The organism is Curtobacterium sp. Leaf183 (assembly GCF_001424385.1).
Classification (GTDB): Bacteria; Actinomycetota; Actinomycetes; order Actinomycetales; family Microbacteriaceae; genus Curtobacterium.
This window is the reverse complement of record NZ_LMPO01000011.1, coordinates 52,708-67,882: the sequence shown is the minus strand read 5'-3', so window position 1 is coordinate 67,882 and position 15,175 is coordinate 52,708. Positions and strand designations below refer to the sequence as shown.

Sequence of the window (15,175 nt, the reverse complement as noted above, 5' to 3'; positions counted from 1 at the left end):
GCGAGTTGATTCTGACTGTTGACTGTCTACTGACAATCTTCAATCCAAAAGGAATTGTCTCCGGACCCCCACCGAAGTGAAGGTCACGGGGTCAATAAATTGGCATTGACAATGTGCACGCTGTTGAGTTCTCAAGGACCAGACGCACCGGGCTTCTTCTTCCTTGTCGGAATGCCCACCCGGGCAACTTCGGTACTGTACCACTACTTCAGTGGCGGTCGAATCGACCGGCTTCATTGGAGTGGGTGGTCCCGCTTGAGGTCGGCGTGGTCGGACTGCGTCTTCCGGGGCTTTCGCTCCGTGTGACCGTCTCGGCTTCTCCGCCGCACCTTTGGGGTGACGAGTAAGAACACTACGGGTGATCCCGGGATCGGGCAAACCGGGGCCACACGACGGCGTGTCGCCCGGAACGACGGGGAACAGGTGTCGAACAACGACGACGGGCCCGGTGTCCGCGTGGACATCGGGCCCGCTGGTCGTGACGGGTCGTGCTCAGTGCCGGGCGATGACGGGGTTCTTCAACGTGCCGATCCCCGAGATGGTGACCTCGACGACCTCGCCGTCGCGGATCTCCCCGACGCCGGCGGGCGTGCCGGTCAGGATCACGTCACCGGGGAGCAGTGTCCAGATGGACGAGACGAACTCCACGAGCGACGGGATGTCGTGGACCATCTCGCTCGTGGAGGCGACCTGACGCAGGTCGCCGTCCACCCGGGTCTCGAGCCGGATGTCCGACGGGTCGATCTCGGTCTCGATCACCGGGCCGAGCGGGCAGAACGTGTCGAAGCCCTTCGCCCTCGCCCACTGGCCGTCACGTGCCTGGAGGTCACGAGCGGTGACGTCGTTGGCGATCGTGTACCCGAGGATCACGCTCGCGAAGTCCTCACGCTTGACGTTCTTGGCGAGGGAGCCGATCACGATGGCGAGTTCGCCCTCGTGGTCGACGCGGCCGATGCCCTCGGGCAGGCGGATCGGGTCCTCGGGTCCGATGACGGCGGTGTTCGGCTTCAGGAACACCACCGGGTCGTCACCCGACACGTCATCCATCTCGGCGGCGTGCTCGGCGTAGTTGAGGCCGACACCGATGACCTTGGACCGCGGGATCACCGGCGCCAGGAGCTTGGCCTCGGACAGGGGCACCCGCTCCCCTGTCGTCTCGAACCCCTGGTACATCGGGTCCCCCGCGAGCACCACCAGTGCGCGCTCGTCGAGGATGCCGTACCGGGGGTCTTCACCCTTGCTGCTGAACCGTGCGATCTTCACCGTTCGACCCTACCGACGACGGAGCCGGGATCAGGACGCGTCGGTCAGCTTGGTCATCCACCCGTGCGGGTCGGGACGACGGCCGGACTGGATGTCGGTGAGTTCCTGGCGCAGGGACATCGTGAGCTCGCCCGCGCCCTCGGTCGGCGAGCCGATCGTGAAGCCGTCGCCCCGGAGTTCTGCGATCGGGGTGACCACCGCGGCCGTCCCGCAGGCGAACGCCTCGGTGATCGAGCCGTCCGCCACGCCGTCGCGCCACTCGTCGAGCGTCACGCGGCGCTTCTCGACCGTCAGACCGCGGTCTTCGGCGAGCTGCAGGATCGAGTCACGCGTGATGCCCTCGAGGATCGAGTCGGAGTCCGGCGTCACGAGGGTGCCGTCTGCCTTGACCAGCACCACGTTCATGCCGCCGAGCTCTTCGAGGTACTTGCCTTCCTCGGAGTCGAGGAACATCACCTGCTGGCAGCCGTGCTCGTACGCCTCTTGCTGCGGGAGCAGGGACGCAGCGTAGTTGCCGCCGGTCTTGGCCGCCCCGGTCCCGCCGCGGCCGGCGCGCGCGTAGGTCGTCGAGAGCCAGATCGACACGGGCTTCGGTCCGGACGTGAAGTACGCGCCGGCTGGGCTCGCGATGCAGTGGTAGGACACGGCCTGCGCGGCGCGGACACCGAGGAAGGACTCGGTCGCGATCATGAACGGCCGGAGGTACAGGCTGGTCTCGGGCGCGGACGGCACCCAGTCGACGTCGGTGCGCACCAGTTGCCGGATGGACTCGACGAAGACCTCGACCGGCAGCTCGGGCAGCGCGAGCCGGCGAGCGGACCGCTGGAAGCGTCGCGCGTTCGCGTCCGGACGGAAGGTCCACACCGAACCGTCGGCGTGCCGGTACGCCTTGAGTCCCTCGAAGATCTCCTGGGCGTAGTGCAGGACGCTGGCACTCGGGTCGAGCGAGAGCGGGCCGTACGGGTGGATCGAGGCGTCGTGCCACCCTCCGTCGACCGTCCACGAGACCGAGGCCATGTGGTCGGTGAAGTGCTTGCCGAAGCCCGGGTCCGCCAGGATGACCTCGCGCTCGGCGGCCGCTCGGCGTGCTTCGGACGGGGTGGTGGAGAACTCGAGTCCGAAGACCGTGTCAGTGCTCATCGGTGTGGCTCCCTTTCAGGCCGTGGTGGTGCGCGCGGTGACCGCGGCGGCGATCGCGTCGCCGATCTCGGCCGTACTCCGCTGCGTGGTCCCCCGGTCAGCCAGGTCCGCTTCCACGGCCCGCGTCACCGCCGTCGCGAGGTCGCCCCGACCGATGTGGTCGAGGAGGAGTGCGACGGAGAGGACGGCAGCCGTGGGATCGGCCTTCTGCTGGCCCGCGATGTCCGGCGCGGATCCGTGCACCGGCTCGAACATGCTGGGGAAGGTGCCGTCCGGGTTGATGTTGCCCGAGGCCGCCAGACCGATGCCGCCGCTGATCGCGCCGGCCAGGTCGGTGATGATGTCGCCGAAGAGGTTGTCGGTGACGATGACGTCGAACCTAGCAGGCTCCCGCACCATGTGGATGGTCACGGCGTCGACGTGCTGGTAGTCCACGGTGACGTCGGGGAACTCCTGTCCGACGGCGGCCACCGTGCGCTGCCAGAGCGCGCCGGCGTGCACGAGCACGTTGCTCTTGTGCACGAGTGTCAGGTGCTTCCGCGCGCGACGGTTCGCCAGGTCGAACGCGTACCGGACGGTCCGTTCGACGCCGAACGCCGTGTTCAGCGACACCTCGGTCGCGATCTCGTGCGGCGTGCCGACGCGGATCGCTCCGCCGTTGCCGACGTAGGGCCCCTCGGTGCCTTCGCGCACGACGACGAAGTCGACCTGCCCGGGGTCGGCGAGCGGGCTGACCACCGAGTCGTACACCGTGGTCGGACGCAGGTTGACGTAGTGGTCGAACGCGAACCGCAGCTTGAGCAGCAGCCCGCGCTCGATGATCCCGCCGGCCAACCGTGGGTCACGCGGGTCGCCGCCGACGGCACCGAGCAGGATCGCGTCGTGCGACGCCACCGCGGCCAGGTCGTCGTCGGTGAGGATGTCGCCCGTCTCGAGGTAGCGCGTCGCCCCGAGGGCGTACGGCGTCTCGCGCACGTCGATCTCACCGTCCGCCACCGCGTGCAGGACCTTGAGCGCCTGCTCGACGACCTCGGGCCCGATGCCGTCGCCCCGGATGACCGCGAGGTCGAGCGTCTGCGTGTTCGTCATGGCCGTCCCGTCCTCAGAGGGTGATGTCGATCTCGCGGAGCGAGGACGCGTCGATCGTCGACCGGACGTGCTCGAGGATCTCGGTGGGGACCGGCGAGTCGACGGTGAGGACGCTGAGCGCCTGGCCGCCGGCGGCCTGTCGCGCGATCTGCATGGCGGCGATGTTGATGCCGGCCTCGCCGAACTCCTTGCCGTACACCGCGACGATGCCCGGGCGGTCGGTGTAGTCCATGACCACGTGGTGCCGGTCGAGGGCCACCTCGACGTCGTAGCCGTTGATCTCGACGAGCTTCTCGACCTGCTTGGGTCCGGTGAGCGTGCCGGAGACGCTGATCGCCGGGCCGTCGGACTGGGCACCCCGGATCGTGAGCACGTTGCGGTACTCGGGGCTGTCCGCGTCGGTGATGAGCCGCACGCTGACCCCGCGCTGCTCGGCGATGAGCGGTGCGTTGACGTAGGAGACCTGGTCGCTGACGACGTCGGTGAACACGCCCTTGAGCGCCGCGAGCTTCAGCACGCTGACGTCGTACTGCGCCAGCTCGCCGTGCACCTCGACGTCGATGCTCGTGACCGGCGAGGTCGCCAGCGCCGTGAACACCTGGCCGAGCTTCTCGACCAGCGGGATGCCCGGACGCACGTACGGGTCGATGACGCCGCCGGCGACGTTCACCGCGTCCGGGACGAGTTCGCCGCCGAGTGCGAGCCGCACCGACTTCGCGACGGACACACCCGCCTTCTCCTGCGCTTCGTCCGTGGACGCACCCAGGTGCGGCGTGACCACGACGTTCGGCAGGGACACCAGGGGCGAGTCGGTCGGGGGCTCGGACACGAAGACGTCGAGGCCGGCGCCCGCGATCTGGTTGCTGGTGAGCGCACGGTGCAGTGCGTCTTCGTCGATCAGGCCACCGCGGGCCACGTTCACGACGAACGCGGTCGACTTCATGATCGCGAACTGCTCGTCCGAGATCATGCCGAGGGTCTCCGGCGTCTTCGGCATGTGGATCGTGACGAAGTCCGCACGCTTGAGCAGGTCGTCGAGGGAGACGAGCTCGACCCCGAGCTGCTGCGCGCGGGCCGTGGTGACGTAGGGGTCGTGGGCGATGACCGAGACGCCGAAGGCCTGCAGGCGCTGGGTGATGAGCGCGCCGATGCGACCGAGGCCGATGATGCCGACCGTCTTCTCGTAGAGCTCGACACCGGTGTACGCGGACCGCTTCCAGGCCCCGGCAGCCAGCGAGGCGTGCGCGGCGGGGATGTGCCGAGCGAGCGACAGGATGTGCCCGACGGTCAGCTCGGCGGCGGAGATGATGTTCGACGTCGGCGCGTTCACGACCATCACGCCGGCCGTGGTGGCTGCCTTGATGTCGACGTTGTCGAGGCCGACGCCGGCACGGGCGACGACCTTGAGGTTCGGTGCCGCGGCGATCGCTTCGGCGTCGACCCTGGTGGCGGAACGCACCAGGATGGCGTGCGCATCGGCGAGGGAGGCCAGGAGTGCCGGGCGGTCGGTGCCGTCCACGTTCCGGATCTCGAAGTCGGGCCCGAGGGCGTCGACGGTGGCGGGCGAGAGTTCTTCGGCGATCAGGACGACCGGCTTCGGCACAGTTGCTAATTCCTCACACGAGACGGACGGTGTCCGCTCATGCTATCGACGCCGCAGGCTGCGTTACGACCGATCCATCAGCCCTGTGCGGGCGGGAGGCGCGTGACGGCGCCGCCACCAGCCTCCTGTCCGTCGGGTCAGGAACCGATGCGGAGTGTCGAGGACACGTACTGCAGCAGCGTGAACCACAGCGCGGAGACCGCGCAGAGCGCGGCGACGAAGACCACGACGGTGCGGAGCAGGTCCATCCGTCGCGACACCAGCCACGCCACGACGAAGCCCACCGGGGCGATGAGGACGTCGATGATGAGGACGGTCCACGGCGTCGCGGTCTCGAGACCGGTGCCGCCGTTCTTGCGGACGAACTCGTTGAAGTCGGCCACCGACTTCGCGACGCCGACGAGGTTGCCGACCGCCTGCCACGTGACGTAGGCCAGGCACAGCGCCGCCACGACCCAGACGACCGCCTTGTCCGGCGTGACGGTGCGCGGGCGCCCCGGGACGACGCTCACCCGAAGCTCCTGGTCATGATGAAGGGCCACGGGACGAGGACTACGGCGCCCACGAGCAGCCAGATGAACTTGGTGCGGTTGCGGCTGCCCTGCCCGAGCCAGAGCGTGGCGGCGAACCAGAACGCGGGCGCCATGATCGCGAGCACGCGCATCAACTCGGACACGAAGCCCGCGACACCGGTTCCCGTGACGGTCAGCAGGCTCGCGCTGACCAGCCAGGCGACCGTGTAGAGCAGGTAGACGCCACCGAAGACGCCCATGCCGACCAGCGCGCCGGAGCCGAGTGGCTGTTCGGCGTCCGGCTCGGGACGGGCCTTCGCGCGGACCGGGTTGTGGGCGGCGTCGACGTGTGTGGCGTCGTCGGCGTCGTCCCACGAGAGGGCGGCGTCGTCGTCGTGGTCGACGGCGCCGTCCGGCGGGGAGGCCGCGCCGCCGTCGTGTGCGGGAGGTGCCGGGGTCATGGCCACGATTCTACGAGAGGCCCGGGCACCGGGCCGACCCGATCGGACTCAGGCGTCGGCGGCCTGGGTCTGCAGCACCTCGGCGACGACGTCGCGGACGGCCGGGAAGAGCGGGTGGCTCTCCATCAGGCCGGTGAGGATCTCGGTGAGCGCGTGGGCGGTCGCACCGGAGCGGAGCAGCGCGTGCAGCTCGATCGACTCGGGGTCGTCCTGGTCGTCGAACTCGAGTGCCACGCGGATCGCGCCGAGCAGGTGGTCGACGGGCATCCCCCGTTCGGCCAGCTGTGCTGCCGGGCCCACGAACCGCTCTCGCCGACCGAGCTTGCGGAGCGGGTTGCGACCGACCCGGACGGTGCTGTCGGGCAGGTGCGGGTTCGCGATGCGCGCCAGGTTCGCGGCGACGTAGCGCGCGTGCTCGGCCGGGTCGAACCCGTGCTTGGCGATGAGCAGTTCGGTGGTCTCGGCGAGCACGCCGTCGACCTCGGCCCGGACGTCGTGGTCCTCGAGGGCTTCGCGGATGAGCCGGATCCCCCGCACGGTGCCGTGGTAGGCCGCCGTCGCGTGCGCGGTGTTGACCGTGTAGAGCTTCCGCTCGACGAAGGGCTGCAGGTCGTCGACCCAGGTGACGCCCTGGATCGCGGGCGGTTCGGCGTCGGAGTCGGCGAAGGGGGTGCGCTCGATGACCCACTCGTAGAACGGCTCGAGGACGACGTCGAGCCCGCCGGACTGCCCGAGGACGCCCGACTGGTCGGGGACGATCCGGTCGATCGCGCAGTTCGCGAAGACGGCGGCGACGTCGCGGTCCTCGAGGATCGGGGCGCGACGGATGCTGGCGTGCAGCGAGTCCGTGGCGTTGAACGCGTTCTCGCAGGCGACGATGGTGACGTCCCCGCGGTCGAGCGGGCGTGCCGCCAGCCCCTCGGCGATGACCGGCGCGACGAGCGGCAGGGTGCGGGCGCCGACCGCCGTGGTGACCACGTCCGCCTGCGCGATGGCCTGGACGACGCGGTCGCGGTCGGTCTTGCTGTTGAGCGCGCGGAACCCGTGGACCAGGTGTTCGACCGGCATCTCGCCCACCTCGTGGACGACGAAGCGGCCGGCTTCGTTGAGGGCCGAGACGACACGCTCGTCGACGTCGACGAAGGTCAGCTCGTAGCCGCTGGCGACGAGGAACTGACCCACGAACCCGCGCCCGATCTTGCCGGCGCCGATGTGGACCGCTCGTTTCGTCACCGCCATCCGATGATCATCCCATGCGGATCGGGCGTCGCCTGACGGGTGCCACAGGTGCGTGCACGCTGCGGGCCGGTGGTGCGCGCCGCCTGGGCGCCGGTGGTGCGCGCCTGGTAGGCGCCGGTGGTGGTGGAGAGCTGCTGCATACCGTTCGGGTCACATCGAGAAGCGGCGGTGCACGGGTGCACACCGCCGCCTCGTCATCGAGTGGTCTGGGGAAGACTACCGCGCGGCAGAACCGTCGACGTAGTCGGAGTCGGACTGCTTCCACGCGAACAGCGCACGCAGCTCGCGACCGGTCGCCTCGATCGGGTGCTCCTCGCCCTTCTTGCGCAGGGCCGTGAACTCCGGAGCGCCCGCGTCCTGGTCGTCGATGAAGCGCTTGGCGAAGGTGCCGTCCTGGATGTCGGACAGCACGGCCTTCATGTTCTCCTTGACCTCGGGCGAGATCACCCGGGGGCCGGACACGTAGTCGCCGAACTCGGCCGTGTCGGAGATGGACCAGCGCTGCTTGGTAAGGCCGCCCTCCCAGATCAGGTCGACGATCAGCTTGAGCTCGTGCAGGACCTCGAAGTACGCGATCTGCGGCTGGTAGCCGGCCTCGACCAGGGTCTCGAAACCGTACTGGATGAGCTGCGAGGTACCACCGCAGAGGACGGCCTGCTCGCCGAACAGGTCGGTCTCGGTCTCCTCGGTGAACGTCGTCTTGATGCCGCCCGAGCGGAGACCGCCGATGGCCTTCGAGTACGACCACGCGAGGTCCCAGGCGCTGCCGGAGGCGTCGACCTCGACGGCGACGATGACGGGGACGCCGCGGCCGGCCTCGTACTCACGACGGACGGTGTGGCCGGGGCCCTTCGGTGCGACGAGCGACACGTCGACGCCCTCGGGGGCCTGGATGTAGCCGTAGCGGATGTTGAACCCGTGACCGAAGACCAGGGTCGCGCCCTGCTTGAGGTTCGGCTCGATGTCGTCGCGGTAGACGATGCGCTGGACCTGGTCCGGAGCGAGGATGACGACGACGTCCGCCCACTTCGTGACCTCGGCGGGCGTGTGGACCTCGAAGCCCGCCTCTTCGGCCTTCTGGCGGCTCTTCGAGCCCTCCTGCAGACCGATCTGCACCTCGACGCCGGAGTCGCGGAGGTTGAGGGCATGGGCGTGGCCCTGCGAGCCGTAGCCGATGACCGCGACCTTCTTGCCCTGGATGAGCGTCAGGTCGGCGTCGGCGTCGTACACGATGTCAGTCACGGTGCGTGATCTCCTTGTTGGTGGTTCGGTCGGAGCCGGGGGCGCTCAGCGCACCCGGTCGGTGATGCTCTTCGGTCCGCGGCCCATGCCGAGGAGGCCGGCGCGCGCCAACTCCTTGATGCCGTAGGGCTCGAGCACGCGGAGGATCGCCTGGATCTTGCCGGGGTCGCCGGTCACCTCGACGATGAGCGAGTCGTTCGCGACGTCGACGACCTGGGCGCGGAACAGGGTCACTGCTTCGAGCACGGCCGAGCGCGTCTGATTGTCGACACGGACCTTCACGAGCATGTGCTCGCGCTGGACCGACTGCGAGAAGTCGAGTTCGACGATCTTGATGACGTTGACGAGCTTGTTGAGCTGCTTGGTCACCTGTTCGAGCGGCAGGTCCTCGACGTCGACGACCACCGTGATGCGGGACAGGCCCTCCACCTCGGTGTTGCCGACCGCGAGCGACTCGATGTTGAAGCCCCGTCGGGCGAACAGCCCGGCGACACGGGTCAGCAGACCGGGCTTGTCCTCGACCAGGAGCGACAGGACGTGGCTCATGCGGGTTCTCCCGTCATGTCGGCGTCCTCGTCGTCCCAGGTGGGGGCGAGTTCGCGGGCGTACTCGATGGAGGAGTTGCCGGTCCCCTGGGGGACCATCGGCCAGACCATGGAGTCGCGGCTGACGACGAAGTCGATGACGACCGGCCGGTCGTTCGTGTCGAGCGCGAGCTGGATGGCGGCGTCGACCTCGTCGGCCTTCTCGACGCGGATGCCGAGGGCACCGTACGCGTCCGCGAGCTTGACGAAGTCCGGGACCCGACGCGTGCCGTGACCCGTCTGCAGGTCGGTGAAGGAGTGCCGTCCGTCGTAGAACAGGGTCTGCCACTGCCGCACCATGCCGAGCGACGAGTTGTTGATGATCGCGACCTTGATCGGGATGTCGTTGATGACGCAGGTCGCGAGTTCCTGGTTCGTCATCTGGAAGCAGCCGTCACCGTCGATCGCCCAGACCACGCGGTCGGGCTGGGCCACCTTGGCACCCATCGCAGCGGGGACCGAGTAGCCCATCGTGCCGGCCCCACCGGAGTTGAGCCAGGCGTTGGGGCGCTCGTACTTGATGAACTGCGCCGACCACATCTGGTGCTGGCCGACCCCGGAGGCGAAGACGCCCTCGGGCCCGGTCATCTCGCCGATGCGCTTGATGATCGCCTGCGGGGCGAGCAGCCCGTCGGTCGGTTCGGTGTAGCCGAGCGGGAAGTCGGTGCGCAGCTGCTCGAGGTGCGCCCACCAGCCGGTGATCGAGGCGCGGTCGTCGACGGGGACGTCGGCCCACGCGGCGGTGAGGTCGACCAACACCTCTCGCGCGTCACCGACGATCGGCACGTCGGCGTAGCGGATCTTGGAGATCTCGGCCGGGTCGATGTCGACGTGGACGACCTTGGCGTCGGGCGCGAAGTCGTCGACCTTGCCGGTCACGCGGTCGTCGAAGCGGGCGCCGAGCGCGATGATCAGGTCGCTCTCCTGCAGCCCGAGCACTGCCGGCACCGTGCCGTGCATGCCCGGCATGCCGAGGTGCTGCGTGTGCGAGTCGGGGAACGCACCGCGCGCCATCAACGTCGTGACGACGGGCGCCCCGGTGGCCTCGGCGAACGCGAGGAGCTCGTCCGACGCGCCGGAGCGGATGACGCCGCCGCCGACGTAGAGCACCGGGCGCGAGGACTCCGCCAGCAGCTGGGCCGCGGCGGTGATCTGCTTGCCGTGGGCCTTCGTCACCGGGCGGTAGCCGGGCAGGTCGACCTTCGGCGGCCAGACGTACGGTGCCGACTTCTGCTGCGCGTCCTTGGTGATGTCGACGAGCACCGGGCCGGGTCGGCCGGTGGTCGCGATCTGGTACGCCGCAGCGATCGTCGCGGGCACGTCCTCGGGCTTGGTGACCAGGAACGAGTGCTTCGTGATGGGCATCGTGATGCCGACGATGTCCGCCTCTTGGAAGGCGTCCGTGCCCATCAGGGTCGAGAACACCTGGCCGGTGATCGCGATGAACGGCACCGAGTCCATGTAGGCGTCTGCGATCGCGGTGACGAGGTTCGTCGCTCCGGGGCCGGACGTGGCGATGGCGACGCCGACCTTGCCGGACGAGGACGCGTAGCCCTCGGCGGCGTGCCCGGCGCCCTGCTCGTGCCGGACCAGGACGTGGCGGATGGTCTTCGACGCCATGAGCTCGTCGTAGAACGGGATGATCGCACCACCGGGCAGACCGAAGACGTCGGTGATCCCGAGGTGCTCGAGGGACCGCAGGACGGCCCCCGACCCGGTGAGGACCTCCGGCGAACGGCGCGCTCCGGTGGCCGCGGACAGCGGTGTTGCTTCCGTGGGCATGTGGGGTTTCCTGCCTGGAGAGATGGCGATGATGCGGGTGTCGACGCTAGCCCGTGACCGCGCCCTTGGCGGCGGACTGGACGAGCTTGGCGTACTTCGCGAGGACTCCGCGGGTGTAGCGCGGGGGCAGCGGCGCCCAGCCGTCGCGGCGGGCCTCCAGCTCGGCCGGGTCGACCAGTAGGTCGAGCGAGCGAGCCGCGATGTCGACACGGATGCGGTCGCCATCGCGCACGAACGCCACTGGACCTGCGTCCACGGCTTCCGGTGCGATGTGGCCGATGCAGAGGCCGGTTGTGCCGCCTGAGAATCGACCGTCGGTCAAGAGTAGTACATCCTTGCCCAGACCCGCGCCCTTGATGGCCGCGGTGATCGCGAGCATCTCGCGCATGCCGGGGCCGCCCTTGGGACCCTCGTAGCGGATGACGACGACGTCGCCCTTCTGGATCCGGCCCTCGGTGAGGGCGTCCATCGCCGCGCGCTCGCGGTCGAACACGCGCGCGGGACCCTCGAAGACCTCGGCGTCGAAGCCGGCGGTCTTCACGACGGCGCCCTCGGGGGCGAAGGAGCCCTGCAGGATCGTCAGGCCGCCGGTGGCGTGGATCGGGTTGTCGATCTTCCGGAACACCTCGCCGTCGAGCTCGGGCGGGTCGATCTCGGCGAGGTTCTCGGCGACGGTCTTGCCCGTCACGGTCATGCACTCGCCGTGCAGCAGTCCGGCGTCGAGCAGCGCCTTCATGATGACCGGGATGCCGCCGTTGCGGTCGACGTCGACCATGACGTACTTGCCGAACGGCTTCATGTCGGCCAGGTGCGGAACCGTCGAGCCGATGCGGTTGAAGTCGTCGAGGCTGAGCTCGACCTCGGCCTCGTGCGCGATCGCCAGCAGGTGCAGCACGACGTTGGTGGAGCCTCCGAGGGCCATCGCGACGGCGATCGCGTTCTCGAACGCTTCCTTGGTCAGGATCTGGCGCGCCGTGATGCCGTGCTTGAGCATGTTCACGACGGCTTCGCCCGACCGGTGCGCGTAGTAGTCACGGCGACGGTCGGCGCTGGGCGGCGCGGCGGAACCCGGGAGGGACATGCCGAGTGCCTCGGCGACGGACGCCATCGTGTTGGCCGTGTACATGCCGCCGCAGGCGCCCTCGCCCGGGACGATCGCGCACTCGATCTCCTTGAGCTCCGCCTCGCTCATGGTGCCGGCCTTGCACGCGCCGACGCCCTCGAAGGAGTCGATGATGGTGACTTCCTTCATCGTGCCGTCGGCCTGCTTCACGTAGCCCGGCATGACCGACCCGGCGTACAGGAAGACGCTCGCCAGGTCGAGGCGTGCCGCAGCCATGAGCATGCCGGGCAGGGACTTGTCGCAGCCGGCGAGCAGCACCGTGCCGTCGAGGCGCTCGGCGTTGACGACGGTCTCGACGCTGTCCGCGATGACCTCGCGCGAGACGAGCGAGAAGTGCATGCCCTCGTGGCCCATCGAGATGCCGTCCGACACCGAGATCGTGCCGAACTGCAGCGGGTACCCGCCGCCGCCGTGGACGCCTTCCTTGGCGCCCTGGGCGAGCCGGTCGAGGCTCAGGTTGCAGGGGGTGATCTCGTTCCAGGACGAGGCGATGCCGATCTGCGGCTTCTCCCAGTCCTCGTCGCCCATCCCGACGGCCCGCAGCATGCCACGCGAGGTGGTTGCTTCGATCCCGTCGGTGACGACCCGGCTGCGCGGCTTCACGTCGATGTCAGGCATGCGCTGAGTCTAGGACGGATTGGGATACCAGCGGCGCACGTCCATGCGTCCGCATGGTGATGGGCCGGGTGGGAGGCTCGGCACGAGCCCGCCACGCCGGCGCGCCTCAGCGCGTGGCGCGGAGCCTGGCCAGCTGCTTCAGGACGTCGGTCAGGGCCGCCGGGTCGGCGACGCGGTGGCCAGCGAGCGTGTCGCCCTCCCCCACCTTCACGCCGACGTCACCGTCGCCGAGCACGCGGAAGGCGTCCTCGTCGGTGACGTCGTCCCCGGCGAAGAACACCGCGTCCGCACCCCGCAGCGCGCGCAGTCGGTCGATCGCGTCGCCCTTCGTGACGTGCCGGACGGCGAACTCGAGGATGTCCTTGCCGCCGCGCTCGAGCACGTCGGCGTCCGCCTCGTGTGCGGCCGCACTGGCCGCGGCGTCCGCCTCGGCAGCGACCTCGGCGCTGACCCGGCGGGTGTGCACGCCGTGGCCGGCCGGCTTGTGCTCGATGACGACACCGGGGAAGCGCTCCCCCACGGCGTCGAGCGCAGCGCCGATCCGCGCGACGCGAGCGTGTTCGTCCTCGGTCAGCGCCGCCTCGTCGTGGCCGTCGACGCGCCACTCGACGCCGTGCGAGCCGACGAGCGACATGCCGTCAGGGGCCTGCGAGACCCGAGCGAGGCTGTCGAGCGGCCGCCCGGAGACCAGGACGACCTCGGTGTCCTTCGCGCGCTGCAGGGTCAGGACGGCCGCCCAGCTGCCCGGCAGCGCCCCGACCTGACCGGGGTCGTCCGCGAACGGGGCGAGCGTGCCGTCGAAGTCCAGCGCGACGAGCAGGCGGTCGACCGCCGCCAGGTCCGCCAGGGCCGTGTCGAGCCCTGGAGCCGTCGTGTCGTCGACGTGCGTGGTCTGTTCAGGCATCACGGGCCTCCCGGGTGTCCTCGGCGGCACGCGCGGTCTGCGCGTCCTGGTCGAAGATGGACATGCTGTCGGTCTGCGCCTCGCGGTGCGTCTCGCGCTCGGCGCCGGAGGGGTCGATCCGCGCGGTGCGCGGTGCGTGCCGGTCGAGCGCCTCGAGGAAGGAGCGCGACCAGCGGGCCACGTCGTTGTCGCGGACGCGCTTGCGGAGCGCGCGCATGCGCGTCGAGCGCTCGCGGCGCGGCATCTCGATGGCGCGTTCGATCGAGTCCTTCAGCGCCCCGATGTCGTGCGGGTTGATGATCACCGCCTGCTTCAACTCGTCGGCGGCACCGGCGAACTCGGACAGGATGAGCACGCCGTCGTTGTCGAACCGGGTCGCGACGTACTCCTTGGCGACCAGGTTCATGCCGTCGCGCAGGGCCGTGACGAGCATGATGTCGGCGGCCAGGTAGAGCGCGACCATCTCCTCGCGCGGGTAGCCGTGGTGCAGGTACGAGATCGGCTGGTGGCCGATGGTGCCGAGGTCGCCGTTGATCCGGCCGACGCTCAGCTCGATCTCGTCACGGAGGGTCCTGTACGTGTCGACGCGCTCGCGGCTGGGGCTGGCGACCTGCACGAGCGTCGCGTCCTCGACCCGGATGCGGCCGTCCTCGACGAGCTCGCCGAAGGCCTTGATGCGGTGCCGGATGCCCTTGGTGTAGTCGAGACGGTCGACCCCGAGCAGCACGGTCTTCGGGTTGCCGAGCCCCTGCCGGATCTCGCGGGCACGCTCCTGGACCTCGGGCCGCCTGGCGATGTCCTCGAAGCTCTCGGCGTCGATCGAGATCGGGAAGTGCCGTGCCTCGACGTGACGGACCGTGATGCCCTTGCGGCTGCGGGGTGCATCGGGGTCGTCGACCGGCACGTCGATCGTGGTGCCCTTGGTCGTGTAGCCCTTGATGTGGCGGACGGCGCGCAGGAAGTCACTCGCGTCGTCGTGGCGCTGGAAGCCGATGACGTCGGCGCCGAGCAGCCCGTCGAGGATCTGCGCGCGCCACGGCAGCTGGGCGTAGATGCCGACCGGCGGGAACGGGATGTGGTTGAAGAAGCCGATCGTCAGGTCGGGACGGAGCTCGCGCAGCAGGGCGGGGACGAGCTGCAGCTGGTAGTCCTGCACCCAGACGATGCCGTCCTGCTCGGTGATCTCGGCGATCTGCTCGGCGAACCGCTTGTTCACGCTCTTGTAGGCGATCCACCAGTCGCGGTGGTAGCTCGGGTGCTCGATCACGTCGTGGTAGAGCGGCCAGAGCGTGTCGTTGCTGAAGCCCTCGTAGTAGTCCTCGACGTCGGACGCACTGAGCGGGACCGGGACGATGTGGATGCCCTCGTTGTCGAACGGCTCGACCGCGACGTCGGGCTGTCCGACCCACCCGACCCAGGCGCCGTCGTTCGCGCGCATCACGGGCTCGAGCGCCGTGACGAGCCCACCGGGTGAGTGCCGCCAGCCCTCGTTGCCGTCCTCGTCGACGACGCGGTCCACCGGCAACCGGTTCGAGGCGACGACGAAGGAGTACTTGCTGGACGAACTGGAGGGAGCAGACACGCACCGAAACTACCAGCGGCCCGTCACACCGGA

At 69.5% G+C, this 15,175-nt stretch carries 14 protein-coding genes; all 14 read right to left on the bottom strand.

The genetic code is table 11. From position 1 onward, the window contains the following. Window positions 1–492: 492 nt before the first annotated feature. Entirely contained in the window at window positions 493–1,263 is a 771-nt protein-coding gene (locus tag ASG04_RS15785) for a fumarylacetoacetate hydrolase family protein (protein WP_056126303.1), read from the bottom strand. Between the two features lie 30 nt (window positions 1,264–1,293). After that, window positions 1,294–2,403, bottom strand: coding sequence for a branched-chain amino acid aminotransferase (locus ASG04_RS15780; RefSeq protein WP_056126301.1), 1,110 nt, complete (start codon window positions 2,401–2,403; stop codon window positions 1,294–1,296). A 15-nt stretch (window positions 2,404–2,418) separates the two neighbouring features. Further along, window positions 2,419–3,492 carry a 3-isopropylmalate dehydrogenase gene (locus ASG04_RS15775; RefSeq protein WP_056126298.1) on the bottom strand — a complete coding sequence of 358 codons (1,074 nt, stop codon included), beginning with the start codon at window positions 3,490–3,492 and terminating at the stop codon, window positions 2,419–2,421. A 13-nt stretch (window positions 3,493–3,505) separates the two neighbouring features. Continuing rightward, complete coding sequence (serA, locus tag ASG04_RS15770) at window positions 3,506–5,095, bottom strand: phosphoglycerate dehydrogenase (protein ID WP_056126296.1); 1,590 nt, start codon at window positions 5,093–5,095, stop codon at window positions 3,506–3,508. A 137-nt stretch (window positions 5,096–5,232) separates the two neighbouring features. Next, window positions 5,233–5,607, bottom strand: a complete 375-nt coding sequence (locus ASG04_RS15765; RefSeq protein WP_056126294.1) for a hypothetical protein — start codon at window positions 5,605–5,607, stop codon at window positions 5,233–5,235. Then, window positions 5,604–6,068: a hypothetical protein gene (locus ASG04_RS15760; RefSeq protein ID WP_056126292.1), complete on the bottom strand. Its 465-nt coding sequence runs from the start codon at window positions 6,066–6,068 to the stop codon at window positions 5,604–5,606. The genes ASG04_RS15765 and ASG04_RS15760 overlap by 4 nt, the downstream gene beginning before the upstream one ends. A 48-nt stretch (window positions 6,069–6,116) precedes the next feature. Then, entirely contained in the window at window positions 6,117–7,307 is a 1,191-nt protein-coding gene (locus ASG04_RS15755) for a mannitol-1-phosphate 5-dehydrogenase (protein WP_056126290.1), read from the bottom strand. Next, complete coding sequence (locus tag ASG04_RS17515; RefSeq protein ID WP_156463715.1) at window positions 7,298–7,447, bottom strand: hypothetical protein; 150 nt, start codon at window positions 7,445–7,447, stop codon at window positions 7,298–7,300. Before ASG04_RS17515 ends, ASG04_RS15755 begins: the two co-directional genes overlap by 10 nt. Before the next feature lie 76 nt (window positions 7,448–7,523). Beyond that, window positions 7,524–8,549 (bottom strand): ketol-acid reductoisomerase, encoded by a 1,026-nt coding sequence (gene ilvC, locus ASG04_RS15750; RefSeq protein ID WP_056126288.1) that lies wholly within the window; start codon window positions 8,547–8,549, stop codon window positions 7,524–7,526. Window positions 8,550–8,594: 45 nt separating this feature from the next. Beyond that, window positions 8,595–9,095 carry an acetolactate synthase small subunit gene (gene ilvN / locus ASG04_RS15745; RefSeq protein WP_056126286.1) on the bottom strand — a complete coding sequence of 167 codons (501 nt, stop codon included), beginning with the start codon at window positions 9,093–9,095 and terminating at the stop codon, window positions 8,595–8,597. After that, complete coding sequence (locus ASG04_RS15740) at window positions 9,092–10,915, bottom strand: acetolactate synthase large subunit (RefSeq protein ID WP_056126284.1); 1,824 nt, start codon at window positions 10,913–10,915, stop codon at window positions 9,092–9,094. Before ASG04_RS15740 ends, ilvN begins: the two co-directional genes overlap by 4 nt. Before the next feature lie 46 nt (window positions 10,916–10,961). Next, window positions 10,962–12,656 (bottom strand): dihydroxy-acid dehydratase, encoded by a 1,695-nt coding sequence (gene ilvD / locus ASG04_RS15735; protein WP_056126281.1) that lies wholly within the window; start codon window positions 12,654–12,656, stop codon window positions 10,962–10,964. A gap of 106 nt (window positions 12,657–12,762) precedes the next feature. Further along, complete coding sequence (otsB, locus tag ASG04_RS15730) at window positions 12,763–13,560, bottom strand: trehalose-phosphatase (RefSeq protein WP_056126279.1); 798 nt, start codon at window positions 13,558–13,560, stop codon at window positions 12,763–12,765. Further along, window positions 13,553–15,142, bottom strand: coding sequence for an alpha,alpha-trehalose-phosphate synthase (UDP-forming) (gene otsA, locus ASG04_RS15725; protein ID WP_056126277.1), 1,590 nt, complete (start codon window positions 15,140–15,142; stop codon window positions 13,553–13,555). The genes otsB and otsA overlap by 8 nt, the downstream gene beginning before the upstream one ends. Window positions 15,143–15,175 lie beyond the last annotated feature (33 nt).

What these genes read in the sequence shown, in the direction of transcription:
- ASG04_RS15780 (WP_056126301.1), bottom strand. Translation starts at nt 2,403, where the DNA reads ATGAGCACTGACACGGTCTTCGGACTCGAGTTCTCCACCACCCCGTCC.
- ASG04_RS17515 (WP_156463715.1), bottom strand. Translation starts at nt 7,447, where the DNA reads ATGCAGCAGCTCTCCACCACCACCGGCGCCTACCAGGCGCGCACCACC.
- ASG04_RS15740 (WP_056126284.1), bottom strand. Translation starts at nt 10,915, where the DNA reads ATGCCCACGGAAGCAACACCGCTGTCCGCGGCCACCGGAGCGCGCCGT.
- ilvD (WP_056126281.1), bottom strand. Translation starts at nt 12,656, where the DNA reads ATGCCTGACATCGACGTGAAGCCGCGCAGCCGGGTCGTCACCGACGGG.
- otsB (WP_056126279.1), bottom strand. Translation starts at nt 13,560, where the DNA reads ATGCCTGAACAGACCACGCACGTCGACGACACGACGGCTCCAGGGCTC.
- ilvN (WP_056126286.1), bottom strand. Translation starts at nt 9,095, where the DNA reads ATGAGCCACGTCCTGTCGCTCCTGGTCGAGGACAAGCCCGGTCTGCTG.
- ASG04_RS15775 (WP_056126298.1), bottom strand. Translation starts at nt 3,492, where the DNA reads ATGACGAACACGCAGACGCTCGACCTCGCGGTCATCCGGGGCGACGGC.
- ASG04_RS15755 (WP_056126290.1), bottom strand. Translation starts at nt 7,307, where the DNA reads ATGGCGGTGACGAAACGAGCGGTCCACATCGGCGCCGGCAAGATCGGG.
- ASG04_RS15760 (WP_056126292.1), bottom strand. Translation starts at nt 6,068, where the DNA reads ATGACCCCGGCACCTCCCGCACACGACGGCGGCGCGGCCTCCCCGCCG.